Source organism: Janthinobacterium sp. BJB446, from assembly GCF_002735655.1.
Lineage (GTDB): Bacteria > Pseudomonadota > Gammaproteobacteria > Burkholderiales > Burkholderiaceae_D > Janthinobacterium > Janthinobacterium lividum.
On the sequence record NZ_PDZK01000001.1, the window covers coordinates 2,307,483 to 2,323,331 of the forward strand.

At 59.4% G+C, this 15,849-nt stretch carries 11 protein-coding genes; all 11 read right to left on the reverse strand.

The features are described from left to right. Nucleotides 1–11: 11 nt before the first annotated feature. Entirely contained in the window at nt 12–440 is a 429-nt protein-coding gene (locus CSQ92_RS10170; RefSeq protein WP_034785835.1) for a hypothetical protein, read from the reverse strand. 68 nt (nt 441–508) lie between these two features. Then, nucleotides 509–2,338: a hypothetical protein gene (locus CSQ92_RS10175; protein WP_099394045.1), complete on the reverse strand. Its 1,830-nt coding sequence runs from the start codon at nt 2,336–2,338 to the stop codon at nt 509–511. Continuing rightward, entirely contained in the window at nt 2,339–3,193 is an 855-nt protein-coding gene (locus tag CSQ92_RS10180; protein ID WP_099394046.1) for a hypothetical protein, read from the reverse strand. Nucleotides 3,194–3,575: 382 nt separating this feature from the next. Then, nucleotides 3,576–5,426, reverse strand: coding sequence for a hypothetical protein (locus CSQ92_RS28705; protein WP_143450338.1), 1,851 nt, complete (start codon nt 5,424–5,426; stop codon nt 3,576–3,578). Continuing rightward, a complete protein-coding gene (locus CSQ92_RS10190; RefSeq protein WP_099394047.1) occupies nt 5,426–6,256 on the reverse strand; it encodes a hypothetical protein in 831 nt (276 codons plus the stop codon). Before CSQ92_RS10190 ends, CSQ92_RS28705 begins: the two co-directional genes overlap by 1 nt. Before the next feature lie 8 nt (nt 6,257–6,264). Beyond that, the gene (locus tag CSQ92_RS28710; protein ID WP_139179092.1) at nt 6,265–6,984 is read right to left on the reverse strand and encodes a hypothetical protein; all 720 of its coding nucleotides are present in this window, start codon (nt 6,982–6,984) and stop codon (nt 6,265–6,267) included. A 283-nt stretch (nt 6,985–7,267) separates the two neighbouring features. Then, the gene (locus CSQ92_RS10200) at nt 7,268–8,845 is read right to left on the reverse strand and encodes a hypothetical protein (protein ID WP_143450339.1); all 1,578 of its coding nucleotides are present in this window, start codon (nt 8,843–8,845) and stop codon (nt 7,268–7,270) included. Beyond that, nucleotides 8,842–10,311, reverse strand: coding sequence for a hypothetical protein (locus CSQ92_RS10205; RefSeq protein WP_099394049.1), 1,470 nt, complete (start codon nt 10,309–10,311; stop codon nt 8,842–8,844). The genes CSQ92_RS10200 and CSQ92_RS10205 overlap by 4 nt, the downstream gene beginning before the upstream one ends. Continuing rightward, complete coding sequence (locus CSQ92_RS10210; RefSeq protein ID WP_180276985.1) at nt 10,308–14,795, reverse strand: tape measure protein; 4,488 nt, start codon at nt 14,793–14,795, stop codon at nt 10,308–10,310. Before CSQ92_RS10210 ends, CSQ92_RS10205 begins: the two co-directional genes overlap by 4 nt. Nucleotides 14,796–14,989: 194 nt before the next feature. Next, a complete protein-coding gene (locus CSQ92_RS10215) occupies nt 14,990–15,325 on the reverse strand; it encodes a phage tail assembly chaperone (RefSeq protein ID WP_070257666.1) in 336 nt (111 codons plus the stop codon). Nucleotides 15,326–15,333: 8 nt separating this feature from the next. Beyond that, nucleotides 15,334–15,831, reverse strand: a complete 498-nt coding sequence (locus tag CSQ92_RS10220) for a hypothetical protein (protein ID WP_139144556.1) — start codon at nt 15,829–15,831, stop codon at nt 15,334–15,336. Between the last annotated feature and the right edge of the window lie 18 nt (nt 15,832–15,849).

Below are 15,849 nucleotides of genomic sequence, written 5' to 3' on the forward strand. Positions count from 1 at the left end.
TTGGGCGCCTGTCACAGCATGCCCCGCACGTCCTTGACGGCAGCGGCCGCATCAGCCGCCAGTTCGCCGATATCCTTGCCACGCCGCTTGTCGAACCAGCGCACGCAGGCGCCCAGTACCCACCAGGCTGGCAAGCCGGCCGCCACCATCAGCGGCGCGGCGATGAATAAAAAACCCGTGGCCGGATCGCCGCCATACAAGCCCGCCACGGTCTTCGCGCTGTCGAACAGGCTGGGCCACCACGACAGCACGGCGGCCACGAGCACGGGACCGAGAAAGGTGGAAATGATGATGCTGGAACAAAAACGGATAAATGCCTCCTTGGTGGATTGGGGCCACATGAACATGAAGCCCAACGACGTGGCAGCGGCGCCGGCCAGCACGGGCACGCCAAACAGTTTGATCAATGCGCCGCCGGCGGCGGTGGTTTCGAGGGCCATGGTTGCCTTTCAGGTGGTGGAAATGAAAAAACCCGCCGAAGCGGGTTTGGATGTTGCAAGCACAATCTTTATGCCACCTTCACGATTACACGGGCGCGCCCATCGTCTTCGGTGGCGATGACCTTGCCAATCGCCAGCAAATAAAGCTTGAAGGTCATGTCATCCTCGTGCACGGCCAAGCCCCCGATGCCCTCGCCTTTCTGCACCGGGACAATGTACTGTCCTGGTGTCGCGTCCAGAACGTTCACAGGCACCTGGCCGCAGAAAGCGATGCGGTCAACCTGCTGGCGCGCCGCTTCCAGAGCGGCCTCAAACGCCAGACCGGGTGCGCATTTAAGGCTCCATTCCTCATCCGTATCTCCCGGTATGGTTTCGTCGCGATATTGCGCCTCGCGGGCCGGTACGGCAGGTGCAACCTCAACCAACTTGCCATCAACCTCTTCCCGCACAGCATCCATGGCATCAACGGCCGCGCTGAGCAGCACTTTACGCGTGGAAGGCATGAGGCGCTCTACCGGCACTGGCCGGTCACCCAAATGCCGCGCCCACCGATCTCCGCCAACCATACAAGGATCGGTCGATTTAACAGCAAAGGCAATGGCGCGCTGCCACTGGTCGGTTAGTTTCCCATCAACATCAATACCGATAATCTGCCCCGGAAGAATACCCATGCATCCAGGCGCTTTTAACATGTATTCGGCGTAATCGGTACCGCCGGCGTTGATGGTGCCGGCGGCGCTAATCGAGCGCGCTGTCGTGGAATTTCGCCCCACGTATGCAACCGAGGCACTGTTGCCCCAACCGCCGGCACCATTGGAGGCTCTAATCGCAAAACACGAGGAGGTTACCCCCGTCTCGACGCGCCCGACGTAGCAAAGTTCGCCGAACTCTGCAGTCCTACGGGTTAACTGATGCGCACTTAACGGGATAACTGGGCCAGCAGTAATAATGCCTGGCAGGGTAATGTCGCCGGAGCCATTAATATCCAAAACTGGTGTGACATTGTCAGGCAAGCCTGCATCGACAACATTCAAACGCAGTTGAAATCCCTTTCCGTTAGTCCCCGGATGACTGCGTGTACTCCAAAAAAATCTACCTGTATTGGAGTAGCCTGGAACCGATGCAGCCCCCATGGAGAGTACTTCATAGTAGATGCCAGCGCCACCCGCTCCACCATCATTCGGTGCCCGAAGAGCGCTTGCCCAAAGAGTACTGGATATCCCACCGGCAATTATTTGTTTCGGACCGATCAATACTGACGAAGAATCGAAAGTAGTCCGCTGCCGCTCGAACGTAACCGTATTCTGGGCACCAAGTTTCAAGCCAAAGATGGAAGACGCCAAGGTCCCGGCTGGGGGCTCAGCCGCCACACCGTAATACGATACGTCAGAATCCTGCCAGCAGCTGGACTCACAGTAAACCGCCAGAGAGAAGAAGGTGCCACACAGGATGTATACCTGACCATCATCCGTGATGGTTACTTCCGATACCGTATTATTTGTCATGCCACCTTCGTTGTGAAAAACGCTGCGTATCTTGCTGTCGTTGTCTACTCGAAGCTGAATAATGGTTACCATGGCGTTCGACATTCCGGCAATGGCACCGTATGACGTGGTTCCACTTACACGAATTGATGCCTCCATTCCCTGCTGTGCGGGATTAAACTTCCCGATTCGCCACCAGCCTGCCTTCATACCGGTGTTCACGATAGCGCCTGGGCCATACGCGCAAGCTTGCACATATTGCGATGTGATGATCGGGGCATTTGAATAGATCGTGCCCTTCATATTCCCCCCGGACAATGGCAATGCATTGTAGGGACCCGCCGCAAACGCCCGATCCATTTCATTCAATTTCTCGTTGACGTTAGGCATACCGTCATAAAATTTATCAGCCATTTAAATTCCTTCAATTTGTAGAGCTGCAGAGTAAGTGTCAAAGTACGGCGTAGCCACAGCATCGATATTGCTGACCTTGCCATACAGCATGTAGTCCTGTTCCACCAACGGATCCGGATTTTCCGGGAACAAGCTGAATAGCATCGGCTTGCCCTTGCCGTTCTCGCGCAGGATGCGCATGAAGCGGGCGCGGTCCATCGGTGTCAGATGCGTCAGATTGATGCTCAGCTTGTCGCTGGTCGTGCCCAGCGCGGTTTTCAGGTTGCCGGCACCCGTTCGGTAATTTTCACTGCTATCCTGCGTCTGCAACTGGGCGCCGTAATCGGCGTTATATTGCGGTGACCAGTAGTTGCCCACCACCAGACGCGAGATTTCCAGGTAGCCTTCCGGGCTTTGTGGCGCAGACACGTCGATCACTATCTGCCGTACGCGCACCGGCGCGAACCATGTCACGCCGTCAGAGCCGCCGCCGCGAGGCCAGGTGTTCACACCGCCCCACTGGTAGGCGTTCCAGCCGAGCGGCAGCACACCCCAAGGATAGGATCCATGCACAGCAGCCGGGCACGGGAAGATGCTGCCTGTGTCGAATACCGGCACGGCGTCGCCCGGCCGGGCATAACCGCGCACGCGCATGCGCGCGCTACTGGTCATGTTGGTGGAGATCAGCGCCACGCAGGCGATGGACTCCTGTGTCGGCCATATAGCTGAGATGGTCTGCGCCGTGCCGGCGGCGCGCAGCACGGCATTCTTGCTGTCGCGCTGTAGGTTGGCCGGGCCCAGTTCGCCGGTTTGGCTTAATGCAGTCAACACCGCGCGGTCAGCGGCATTGTCGTGGATGATGCGAAGATTTCTCATGGCAGCATTGCCCCTTCCAGGATGAGGTAAGTGGTTGGTAAAATCAACCCAGTGGTAACGCCGATAGGCTCGGTGGCGGTATATCAACAGCGCCGCTTCGACAGCATCACCTCGACTATCTCGGCACCGGACGTGCGGCGCCGCATGCTCCGATAGAATTCGGCGCGCCGGCGATTGGTGCCAACGCTGGGATCGTATGACGGGTCGGAGGTTGGGCAGCCCGTCACGACAGGCTGGATCGTCATGACGGCCCCATTTGCTACACAAGATGCGAGCGGAAACTCAACGCGCCGCCGGCGCTAGTTTCGACGGCCATGGTTGCCTTTCAGGTGGTGGAAATGAAAAAACCCGCCGAAGCGGGTTTGTGGTGACTACTGTTTTGCTACACGACCTTGACCATGACATAGGCCCGTCCGTCCGGCTCAATCGAGATCACGCGCCCGACCGCCTGCAGGTACTGCAAATGGGTGAGGTCCGCCTGGCGGACGGGAAGGCCCTCGATGCCGGCACCGTCCTGGACCGGCACGATGTAGTCGCCCGGCTGGGCGCCCAGCACGTTCACCGGCACGCGGCCGGCGATGGCGATGCGGTCGACCTTCTGGCGCTCGGCTTCCAGCGCCGCGTCGAAGGTGGCCATGGCCTCGGCGTCTTGCAGCACGGCAAGTTCGTGGGCGGCGAATGCAGCGGCGAACGCTGCCTGTTTTTCTGCCCACTCGTCGTCGGTGTCTCCAAGCTCGGTGACCACGTCCTCGTATTCCGGTGGGTTGGTGCCCGGTACTGCCTGCTGCGCGACCACGTCATCACGGCGGAGGGCTTGAGTCGGCGCCGGCCCTGCCTGAGGCGATGGTCGCTGCCCTACGTCATTCGCCCAGGAATCGCCGCCGACAAACGAGGGCGCCGTCGATTTGATCGAAAACATGACGGCATCGGCCCACTGGTCGGTGACTTTATTATCAGCAGTGATGCCTACTATTTGACCAGGAGCGACAATGCCGCAGGTCGGACACTTGAAAATATACTCCGCATAGTCGTTACCCCCAGTATTTACTGTCCCCGCTGTAGATACACTACGTCCAGACACAGAGTGCTTACCGACGTACAACACGTTATTGGCACCGTTCCACCCGCCAAGCCCGTCTGCCGCAAGGACTGCCAAACTAGGGTTTGTTGCGCCGTCCCTACCGACATACAATATCTCCTCGCCCTGGGCTGAGCCTCGGCTGATGTTATGCCGGGCATTAACATCCCCGCTACCTGCTTTTAAGAGCTGAATATAGACCAGGCCATTCCCGCCAAACCTTGCTATGTCCGCCGAGGTCGTATTGGAGTTTTTGTCGTAAGCCCGAAGGATATAACGGTAACCTTCTTTGCCTGGCAAGGCTCCGTTTCCGCCGGACACGTACCAACCGATACTGCCAGCCGAGTAGGTGCCGACCAGTCCGCCGATGCCCGAAGAAATGACGCTGTTCACACTGCCTGCTGCAGCGCCAACTGGGCAGTTCAAAATATATGACCCGCCCGTCGTCCAGTCACCGATAAATAAGCCGTTGTTGATCTGCACAGCGTTCTGTGCGCCGGAGTACAGGCCGGACGAGGATATTCCCCTTATGCGTGGCGGGTACGCCGCTGCATTGCCCGAATCGTAGATCAGTGTTCCAGGAGGTGTTGCTGTTACTGATACAGGTTGTGCGTATGTAGTGGTGGTAAAGCCCAGCAGATTAAACGACGCTGCGCCGAATGAACCTGCCCTGAAGTTCAAATACACCTCAAACGTCCCATTTACCAGTTGATATACTTGTATTCTGGCGTTGTTCGGGACTGCTCCATTAAAGGTCGAATCGTAATAAAATCCACCTCGGACGGCCAGCATAAGCACGAAGGGGGAATTGGCGTTTGCTGCCCAGCCATCATTCAATACCCCGTCAATGCGCAGATGCTGCGCATTGCTGCTGTCGTCAGCTGCAAATGTGGCGATTCGATACCAGAGGCCTGTTGGTGGATTTTGGCCAATATAGCTGTACCCGTACTTATTAGAAACTCCAACTACTACAGGTGCTGATGTCGTGATGGAAATACTTGGATCAAGCCACGCTGGATTCATGTACCCATTCGGCCCACCAAGCGGCGACCGCCCCACGGCTGGCGCATACGACGCCACCACGGCGCCCCGTCCAGCCAGCTCGTTCAAGCGTTGGATCGTGTCCTTCTGGCCATAGTAAAAAAAATCACCCATTACAGTTCCTCGATTTCAATGTTGCTGGCATAAGCCTGGAAAGATGGCGTCGTGATGGCGGCCAGGTTGGCCAGACGGCCATACACCTGGTGTGCCTGCTCCAGTTCGACATCGTTGCTATCCGGATACATGCTGGCGAAAAGCGGGCGCGACAGACCGTTGCCGCGCACGATGCGCCATAGTTCTGCACGGTCCAGCGGCGTCATGTGATCGAGCGCCAGCGACAGTTTGCGGTACATCACACCCCGTTCCACCTTCTGTTCGCCAGCGCCGTTACGGTATTGGGTGCTGGTATCGACCGGTGTAATACCAGCGCCATACGAGGCGTTCTGCTCGGGACTCCAATATGCCCCTGCGACCAGGCGCGCAGCCTCGATGTAGCCGGCAGGATTGTCGGGGTCGGCCAGGTCGATCACCAGCTTCCTGATACTGCGCATCTGGAACCAGCAACGGGCGTAGGTACCGCCGCCATAACTGTAGGCATTCAAGCCCAGCGGCAACGCGCCCCAATCCCACATGCCCAACCGCGCATACTCGCACGCAGGCATGAGGCCCGTATCGAATGCAGGCGCAGTGTGGCCAGGCTCGATGTAGCCGCGTGCGCGGATGGTCGCCCCTGAGGTCAAGTTGCAAAACGGCAGCGCCACGCCACCGATGATTTCCGGTGACGGCCACGTTGCCGTGATGCTCAGCGCAGCGCCGGTTGAGCGCAATACCAGAGACTTTCCCTCGCGCTGCAGATTGGCCGGCCCCAAGGTGCCGGCCTGGCTCGATGCCATCAACACCGCGCGGTCGGCCGCGTTGTCGTGGATAATTCGGAGATTCGTCATTTTTTAAATTAAGCCCAGTTGGCTAAAGCGAAAGATGCACTTTTCCCGTTGTAGGGATCAGCATTCTTTGCTGCAACTAAACCATAAGTATCCAGAAAAGGGGTGGAGGCAGCGCCATTAAGTTGCAAACCAATCGTTATAGAATTTACTGCAGTCACCTTGGCGTAGACCCCAGCAGGGTAATCTTGCTCCCCTAGAAAACTGGCTACCAATGGATTGACAACAATCCAAGGCATCTCGTTGAATCCTGAGAACGCATAGGAGTACGGGTAAGTGAAGTTCGGCGTTGCCGTGTGGATCAAATTTTCAATAATCCTCGCATGCCGATTATTACTGTTATATGTAATTTCCCCTGCGGCGTTGAATACCTGCAAACCAAAGTTACCGGAATCGGTTACGCCGCCAACACGAGTGGAGAATACTGCATAGTCGAAGCCAGAGTCTGAAGCATCGATCAAGCAGAAGTTTCCCCCGAACACCGTACCATATTGTTTAGTCAAGAAGATGCCGCCAACGTATTTACCATATTCATTAGGACGAACAAGGATAAGCGGAATCTCTGCATTCAGATCAATACCGAAATCGCCAAGGTTTATCACATAGTTGCCGTAGCCGCTGTTATCCGCGCCTTTAGCGACAGAACCTCCGGTAACGTAACGAGGATTTTTTAAGTTATCGTCAATCTGGACAACACCGTTAGTATTGAAGATTTGAAGACCTGCTGTCATTTTTATATCCGATATACTGTAATAGGAACAGAGGTAAAGCCGGTGAATCTGACGCCGGTAGACCACACGTTAATTCCACCATCTACAATCTGATAGTAATAATCTGGGCAGGGCAGTGTAACAGCCCAGAAACCGTCGTCAGACATACCAGTAACAGGTATAAATCGTAACGCTGTGTCATTCCATGCCGGTAATGTGAAAGTTCCAACCAATCTAGTCAATCGATCGGTAATTTCCAATCGAAGTACCCCATTAGCATTAAATACCTGAAGACCGGAAGGCATTACCACTCCCCCAATCTGACAATTAATTTGCCTGCTGCGTTATAAATACGGATACCCTTACTGTCATATTCAGTCCGTTGGCCGCTCTCTGCGCTGCGAATCAGGCCAAAGGTTCCAGTAGCAGCCACCAGCTCGCCTCTAAACGACCCGCCAGCCGCCGACAGCTGCCCGCTGAATGACGCCCGCCCATCCGGCGAAATGGTCAGGCCTGGCATGGCCACATAACCGTCGCTGCGCATTTCTACGAAAGCGCCGGCATTGCGATTGCCCATCAACAGGCCGGCCGCGCTTAGGTGAAATCCTCCACCGGCGGCGGCGCCCGGCCAGGAATATGCATTGGTCGGGTACCCAGGTCCACCGTGCAGTGTAGTGCCGTACAGGTCACCAGCGGTCACACTCCCCAGGTCCGCGCTGATAGCCGCCAGCTTGTCCACCGACAGCGCCTTGGCCGCCACCGAACCGTCCACCAGCAGATTGCCATTCAGCACCGTGCCCAGCACTAGCCAGGCGCCATTATCAAAATACTTCGTCACCGCATGCGTCGCGTCATACAAGGTCACCACGTCGCGGTTGACCGGTGCGCCATAGCCTGCACGCCCCAGTTCATACACTGCCGAGGCATCCGACCAGGCCGAGTACCCGGGCGCCGTCACCGTCACGGTACCGCGCTGGCCGGTGGCGCCATCGGCGGCCAGGCGCGCCGCGGCGGCCCATTCGCCTGGGGCGATGTCGTCGGTCGCCGTGCGCGATGCGGCCGTAGCACCTGAGGTGAACAGGTACGCACCGCCCGTCGTCGGCACCTGGGCCGACCAGCCATTGTTCAGGCCAGTGAGCGAGCCGCTGGCAAACGTGAACGTGCACGCCGCACTCGGCAGTGCCGGCGCGATGTTGGTGGCGCCGCGCTGGTAGATGCGCACGGGTGCCACGTTCAAACCGTCGGTGCCGTCCTTGGCCAGTTGCACCGCCGCCGACCACTCATTGGCGGCGATATTGTCCGTGGCATTGCGCGAACTGGCTGCAGCCACGCGCACGTACAGCGGCGCCGTGCCGGCAGGGATGTTCTTCGACCAGCCATTGGCCAGATCATTGCCGGCCGGCGTCGTGATGGCCGCCGTGGCGAAGGTAAAGATAACGTCGCCCGGAGAGTCTCCGGGTACCGCAGCGGCGCGCTTGTAGGCGAAGGCCTGGCCCGTGTTCAATCCGGCCAGGCCGGTATCGCCATTAACGCCGTCGAAGACCTTGCTGACCATGTAGTTGGCGATGTAATCGACACCAAATTCACGGATGCGTGCCTGCACCAGCGCCGTATCCGTAGTCATGCTGGAAAAATCGACCGTGGCCACGTTGCCGTTCACCCGCAACGCCGTGCCGGCGGATACGGAAAAGACGATATCGCCCACCACATTGACGGGCTTGGCGGTGATGGCGATCGAGCCGGGCGCGCCGGCGCCGGCGCTGTTCACGCGAAAGACGGGCGTACTGGCGGACATCAGGAGCGCCTTGCCATCGGCCGTCGTGCTGAAGCGCTCCGCCGTCGCCTGCAGCAGCGTATCGCGTTCCCCCACTATGGCGCTCATGCCAGCACCCCCACCGTCACTCGGCCGGTCAGCCAGAAGCGCGACAGCAGTACCACCACGCCCGGCACGCCGTCCTGCAAGCCAAAGCGTTCAGCGCGCAGTTGTACGGGCTGTCCCAGTTCCAGCATCATCATCTCGGGTTCTCCATCGAATTCGTAAATGGTGCGCGGTACCTTGCTCAAGGCCAGGCGCCGCTGCGCTTCCGCGCGGGCATCGGCCCGCGTCTTCAGGCACGTATCGATCTGCACCGGGTCGTCGCTCAAGCGGTAACGCGTGCGCACCGCCGCGTCGACCACCGTCTCCGTCAGCCATTCGGTGGCATACAAATCCGCATGCGCGGGCGGTATGCTGGTCGTCAGGCCAGCCTGCGGCGTCCAGTTCCGGTCAAAACCGATCTTCACGGCGGCCGTCACCGGCAGGCGCTGCGCGGGACGCAGCGAGCGTTCGCGCATCTGCTCCGGACCGATCGCCACCGGCACGCCGGCGGCCGGCAGCGCGATCTGCACCAGGCGCAGCTGGCCCGTGCGCGACATGATCGCCTGGGCGCCCACGCTGGCCGCCAGTTGCTGGATGGCCTGCGCCTGGTTCGTACGGTCAGCAACATACAGCCCCACCAGCTGCGGGTGGGACGCGTCGAAGGCGGCCAGGTTGTCCAGGTCCAGGTCCGCCAGGGCAAAACGGTCGGCCACCTTGCCGTAGGCCGTGGCGATACGCTGCACCAGCGGCGCGATGCGCGGCGCATAGCCGCCGCCCTTGTCGCCCTGTACGCTGGCCGTGATCGTGGTGGAAAACGGATCGGTAGTCAGGTTGAAGCGGCCCGCCTGGTCATTCAAGGCCACGGCAATCGGCTTGCCGTTGGTGCGCACTTCAAACGTCGATTCGACGGCGCCAAGAAAACCGTATTCCAGCGTGGCGGGATTGGTCAGCAAGGGCGTCACGTTGTGGCACTCGCCAAACGGTATCGGCAGGATGGCGTCCTTGTTCGGCGTCGTGCCACCCAGCTTCGCCTCGGAGATCGGCGTATTCAGGCGCTGCAGCTTGTCGCGCAGTACCAGGTTGACCGACTCGCGCCCCGCACTGGCCACGTCGGCGATAATGCCGTCAAAGACCAGCTGGAAGTCGGCGCGCGGCCAGGACGGATCGCCGGCCCAGGCCTTGATCGGCCGGTTCATCCAGACATCATCCAGCCAGCCATCAAGCGCGCCATCGGCGTTATCGAGTTCGATATCGCCGCCCGACAGCCCCGCCTCGCCGGACAGGCTGACCTGTTCCGTGAAGGCCAGGCCGCCCTTGGCCACCGGCTGGTATACGGTATTCGCCGGCACTTCGCGCGGCCCGGTGATGTAGGGCCGCGAAGCGATATACCGCGTCACCTCGCTGCCGGCCACATTCACCTGCGCCTCGATCAGCACCATGCGGATGGCCGACGGGCTTTGCAGCCAATCCTGAAATTGCGCATCGGTCATGCGTACTCTCCTTTCACTGCATTGGCCCAGGCGGATGCCCGGGACGATTTATCCACGCCATCGACCACCGTCCTGGCGGCGTTGGCATTCGATTCAAAGGTAGCCTGGATGGTGGCGCCCGTCTGCGCCCGCTGGTCGGCGCGCAAACCTTCCAGCTCCACGCGCATGGCCTGGTTGTCTTCGCGCAGGCCGCGGATTTCGGCCACCAGTACATCGGAGCCGACGTTCGCCGCCGACGAGTAGCGCACGGGGTCGAAGACGGCCGGCGCTTCCACCGCTGCTTCGCCAAAGGAGGCGGCGACAGACATGCCGGCAGCAGGCGCAAAGCGCATGCCACCCGTGACATCGGTCTGCCCGCCTGCCCGCAACGCAGCACCCAGCGCATCGACCGCCTGCTGGATGCCGACCGCCGTCTTGTTTAGGTTGATCAACTGCCCCACTTGCATATCGAGTGCCGTCAGTTGCTTCTGCGCATCATTCAACTGTGTTCCGGTGACCGCAGCCAGCGCCGCCAGCTCGGCCTGGACCCTGGCCGCATCGGCGGCATAGCTCGCGCTTGCAGCGTTCACGACCTGGCTGGCCGTCAAATACGCGGTGGCAGTACCTGTCAGCGCCGACTGCGCCGCAGCATCGCCCGTCTTCGCCTTGGCCAGCGTCTCTTCATACTGACGCTGCGCCTCTACCATCTTCTGCATCGGCGTCAAGGTCGACAAGTTGCCCAGCAACAGAGAATCCTTGAAGGTGCGGATGCCGTCGCCAAACGATTTCAGGCGCTCGATGGTGGACTTAAGGGCCGAAGACTCCGTTTCATAGGCAATTGCAATATCCTGCCGCGCCTGCAACTGGTCATACAAGGCCAGGTTAGCGGCATCGACCGCTGTACGCTCCCTGGCACGCAATTGCGCCGTAGTCATCGTCATCTGGTCAAGCTTTTCCTGGATACCCTTGCGCTCGTCGGCAATACTCTGTTCCGACCTGGTCAGGCTTTCCGTCGCCGCATGCGTCTTCGCGAACGCATCGGCCAATGCCATCAGGCCCGCATACTGGTCGGCCCCCGTCTTGGTAGCCAATGCGCCAGAATTGACCAATTGCAATACCGTGTCCTTGAACTGCGCTCGCGTAGTCACACTGGCATAGCCCAGGGCCGCCATCTGTTCCGTCACGTGTTTTTGCACGGGCGCCAGACGCTCGGCTTCAGTCAGATAGTTTTCGGCAAAGAATGCAGTCCGATTGCCCAGTGCTTCCACGCCGCCGGCAGCCTTGACCAGCTGCTCGCGTGCCGCCAGGGACGCCACGCCAACGGCGCCGAATGCCTGCTGCGATGTGCTGCCCATGGTAGCCAGCACGCCATCGACGACCGCGTAGTTGCCCGCCAGGCGCTGCAGCGCAGCGCTGGCCGATTCGCCCTTCTGGCTCAGTTGCGACAGCGATGGCACCAGTTCCTTTGCCATCGCATCGCCGACGCCGGTAAAGAAATCGGCAATGGCTTTCTGGTTCGCGGCGTCATCCTTGGTCATGACGATATTGAGCGACTGCGTGCGTGTGACCAGGCTATCCGTGTTGACGCCCAAGGTACTGGCGAAAGCGCCCGTCACCGCCTTCATCTGCGCATACGTATCGCCAAGCGAGGCCGCCAGCTCGGCATCGACTTCAGAGCGGTCGGTACCTTTTTTATTCTTGCGGAAAAGGCCGCCCTTCTGGGTCCAGTTCGAATAACTCTCACCCGTAAAGCCATCGGCACCGAGGTTGCCGGAAATACCGGCACTGCTGACCTTTTTCTCGCCCATGCCGAACAGGCGGTTCGCTGCTCCGCCCAGCAAGCCGCCCACCAGCGCGCCCACGGCAGTACCTACCACCGGGAAAACGCTGCCAACGACAGCTCCGATCGCCGTGCCAGCATTGACGATGCCATTACGGCCGTACTCCCCTGAAATCATCTTGCCGCCATATACTCCGCCCATGACGCCGGCAGCAACGCTTGCCGCCGCACCAGCACCGGTGGCGAATGCGCCATTGGCCCCGGCCGTGTAAGGAGTGCCTTGCAGCATGCTCATGCCACGCTGCACGCCATTGGCCACCGATGTACCAATACCGGAAAGTCCGCTGGATAGTGAATCGTAGATGCCCTTCGCCGAACTCAGGAACGACTGGATGCCCCCGCCGTTGGCCAAACTGCCCTGTGCCTGCGCCGCGCCCGGATTTAGGAATGAGGCAAAGCCGGCCGCGATGGGCGACATGATCGGTTGCAACACGAGGTTGTTGAACATGCTCTTCAACTTATCCTTGAACATGGTCGCCAGGTTCTTGCCGCCTTCGAAGCCGTTCATGAACGCGTCAGTCAGTGACTTTTCGATATCCTTGGCGCTGGCGGCCCAGTCATCGGAGGCCTTCTTGGCCGCAGCGGCAGACGCTTCCTTGGCGGCCAGTTCTTCCGTCGCCGTCATGCTGCGCTGCTTGGCATCGATCAATGCATTCAAATACTCAATCTGGGCCGCGTTTTCCTTGCTCACCGCCAGCGCCGCGCGCTGTTCCTTCAGCAGCGCCATTTCGTTTTGCGCGATGGCGGTCTTGCTCATGCCATACACCGCCACCAGCTTTTCGCCAGCCTCGGCTTCCTTGACGGCATCGGCGACGGCCTGCGTCCGTGTATCGGACAGCGCTTTCGCGTCTGCCAGCGCCTGCTCGGTCACAGCCTTGGCTTGCTTGCCCACCTCGATCTCATCGACGCGGGCCTGAAGCACCTTACGCGCAACCTCGAATCCCGCCTGCTCCGACGCAGTCAGTTTTTTCGTCTGACTCTCGCGGAGTTCCTTCAACTGAAAATCGAACTTTTGCGCCTCGTTCATCTCGGCATAGCCGGCAGCTTCACGCTTCAGGTCGCGGGCCTTGCCGTGCATCTCATTCATCATGGATTCGAAAGGCGTGGGCGGAGCGGGAAGCGATGGCGCGCCTGTACCAGTTCCACCCTGCGGTTTACCCGACGCACCTTGCTGCTCTAGCTGCTTGAGCTTGCCGCGCACCATATCCAGTTCGCCCTGCAGCCTTGCCAGGTTGCTGTCCACCCCGGCCTTGTCCAGGGACTGGTATTTTCCCGTGCGATTGCGCACGGCATCCATTTCCGTCGAAATCTCCAGCATGCGTTCGCCAGCCGGGGTATTCAGTCCTTTCTCCGACACGCCCAGCTTTGCCAGCTCATTGCGCTTTGCAAGCTGGACCATCTGCTTGTCGAGTTCAGCAACGATTTCCTTGGTACTCTTGCGCATGGGTTCTACGGCTTTCTCCGCATTGTCCTTCGAAGAACTCCCCCACATGGCCCAGGCAGTTGCGCCCAAGCCCAGCACCGTGACAATCAAGCCGATCGGGCCGCCCAGGAAGGCCAACGCACCGCGCAAAACGCCAGCGGTAACGGACGCGGCACGCATTGCCGCTGTCTGCGCCACCAATGCGCCAGCATGGGCTTCGGCGGCAACTGCAGCACGGGCTTGTGCCGGAATCAGGCCATTGGTGGTCAGCGCCAGCGCCACGTCGGCCTGGCTGGCGCGTATCGTCGCTTGTAATTCAGCAACACGTGCGGTCGCCAGTGCAGAGGTGGCGGCGGTCGCCGTCACGTCGGCATTCGCCGCCGCCAGGGTGGATGCCAGCAAGGCCCGGTTGGCCGTGACCTTGCTATACGTAGCCACGACGACGCCGGCAGCCCAGGAACCAAATTTCGCGGTGGTCAGCGTTTCGAGCACGCCAACGACCAGGGTCAGGTTATTCGACAGAAATTCGAGGCCGCTCGTCATCAGGCGCACGGAGCCGGTCGACTCCGCCTGTCTCGCCGTGAACTCCATCACGTTGTTGCTCAAGACGGTAAAGCTCCCACCGATGGTTTCGAACTGCACAGCTTCCTTGCGCAACTCGCCCAGCGCATTTGGCAGCGCGACGGCCATCACGTCGGCAGTGATCAATCCTGCGCCAGCAAGCCCGGCGAGCGCTTCTTTCGACACGCCCAGGCCGGCGGCCATGGCCGCCATGACTTCGGGCGCAGCCTGGCTGATATCGTTAAATTGCTGGCTGCTCAGGGCGCCATCGGCGAAGGCGTCGGACAGCCCCTTGAAGGCGGTGGCGGAATCTGCCGCCGAGGCGCCGCTGATCTTGACGCCAAGATTGAGCGCCTCGGTGATGCCGGCCACTTCGGCCTGGCTGATGCCCAGTTTCTTGGTCGCATCGTTCATTTGGGCGTACAACCCTGCCGTGGCGGCAAGGTCTGTCTGCCCCGAGGCGGCAATGCGCTTGACATTGTCGTACGCCTCGCCATATTCCTGCGTCGAACTGGTCGACATGCGCAGTTGCGCTGTCAGTTTCGTATATTCATCAGACAGTTTGACGATCTGGCCAATATTGTTGGAAATACCCAGGTTGGAGAGTATCTCCGTGTATTTTTTCGTGACATCTTCGAGTTTGAAAGTCGACTTGGCAGCCCGCTCGCTGGCCTCGCGCATGCGTTCCAGGTCATCTGCCGCGATGCGCACATTGAGCGTATCGATGCGTATCTGTAATGTTTCAATTTCAACGGTCATAATTTACCCATAAAAAAAAGCCACCGCAAAGGTGACCGTGCAATCGAGGCCACCTTCACGACGGCTGTTGTGTTTTCCGTGTCACCTCTGCTGTAAAAATCAGGGCAAAACCAGGGCTAAGGCGAACTGTTTTGATGGGAGATATAGGCTGCGTCGAGCTGATCGACCAGCTCCTCTTCCCAAACCGCCAGACGGATACGATGCCGCAGTTGCCATGCCAGGATATCCAGGCTGCTCAAGGGATTGACCGCCATGCCGTTTTGCCGCTTGCGGCTCATCTGCACGAAAAACTGCCACACATGCGCCAGTTCAAACGGCAGTTGCGCGCGAACGGGAGCCTGCGGCTCCCGGTAGAGTGGATGGCGCTTGGCGGCATCCAGGTGCTCGCCTTTCGCATTGCCATCAGCCGCCTTTGCCGAACGCTCGAACTGTTCCTCGGCAAAGAGCAGCAAGGCGGCGGTTAGACCGTCAAAAAATTGCCGTCCGCCTCGAGTGCGGCCAGCACTTTTTCCTGCCAGGACGGCATTTTTTCAAAAATCGCCTTCAGCAAAGCCGGGGAAGGCTGTACCGGGACGCCCTTGTCGACGAAACCAGGCATGCCCACCACCACCGCGATGGCGATCTTCATGTTGCGGTTTTCCGCCAGGTCATACAGTTCCGCGGCGCCTTCGTCGGTCTTCGCGTCGATTTGCTTGCTTTTTTGCACCGAGCGCTTGATCGCCACCACCGACGTTTCGCGAATCACGGCACGGTACTGGTCGGAATTTTTGCTGACGATTTCAAAGCCCGCCTTGTGTGCGCCGTCTTCGTCAAACAACACCGACACCAGGTGCACCTGATCCACCGATTTGTTGCCATCATTCAACAGGGAAATATCAAAACCAGCCGAGGCGATCATTTGTGCGTTGTTCATATGTATTTGCTTTCTTGATTGAGGTAAAAGTAAAAAGGCCGCCATCAGGCGGCCCCGGGTCAA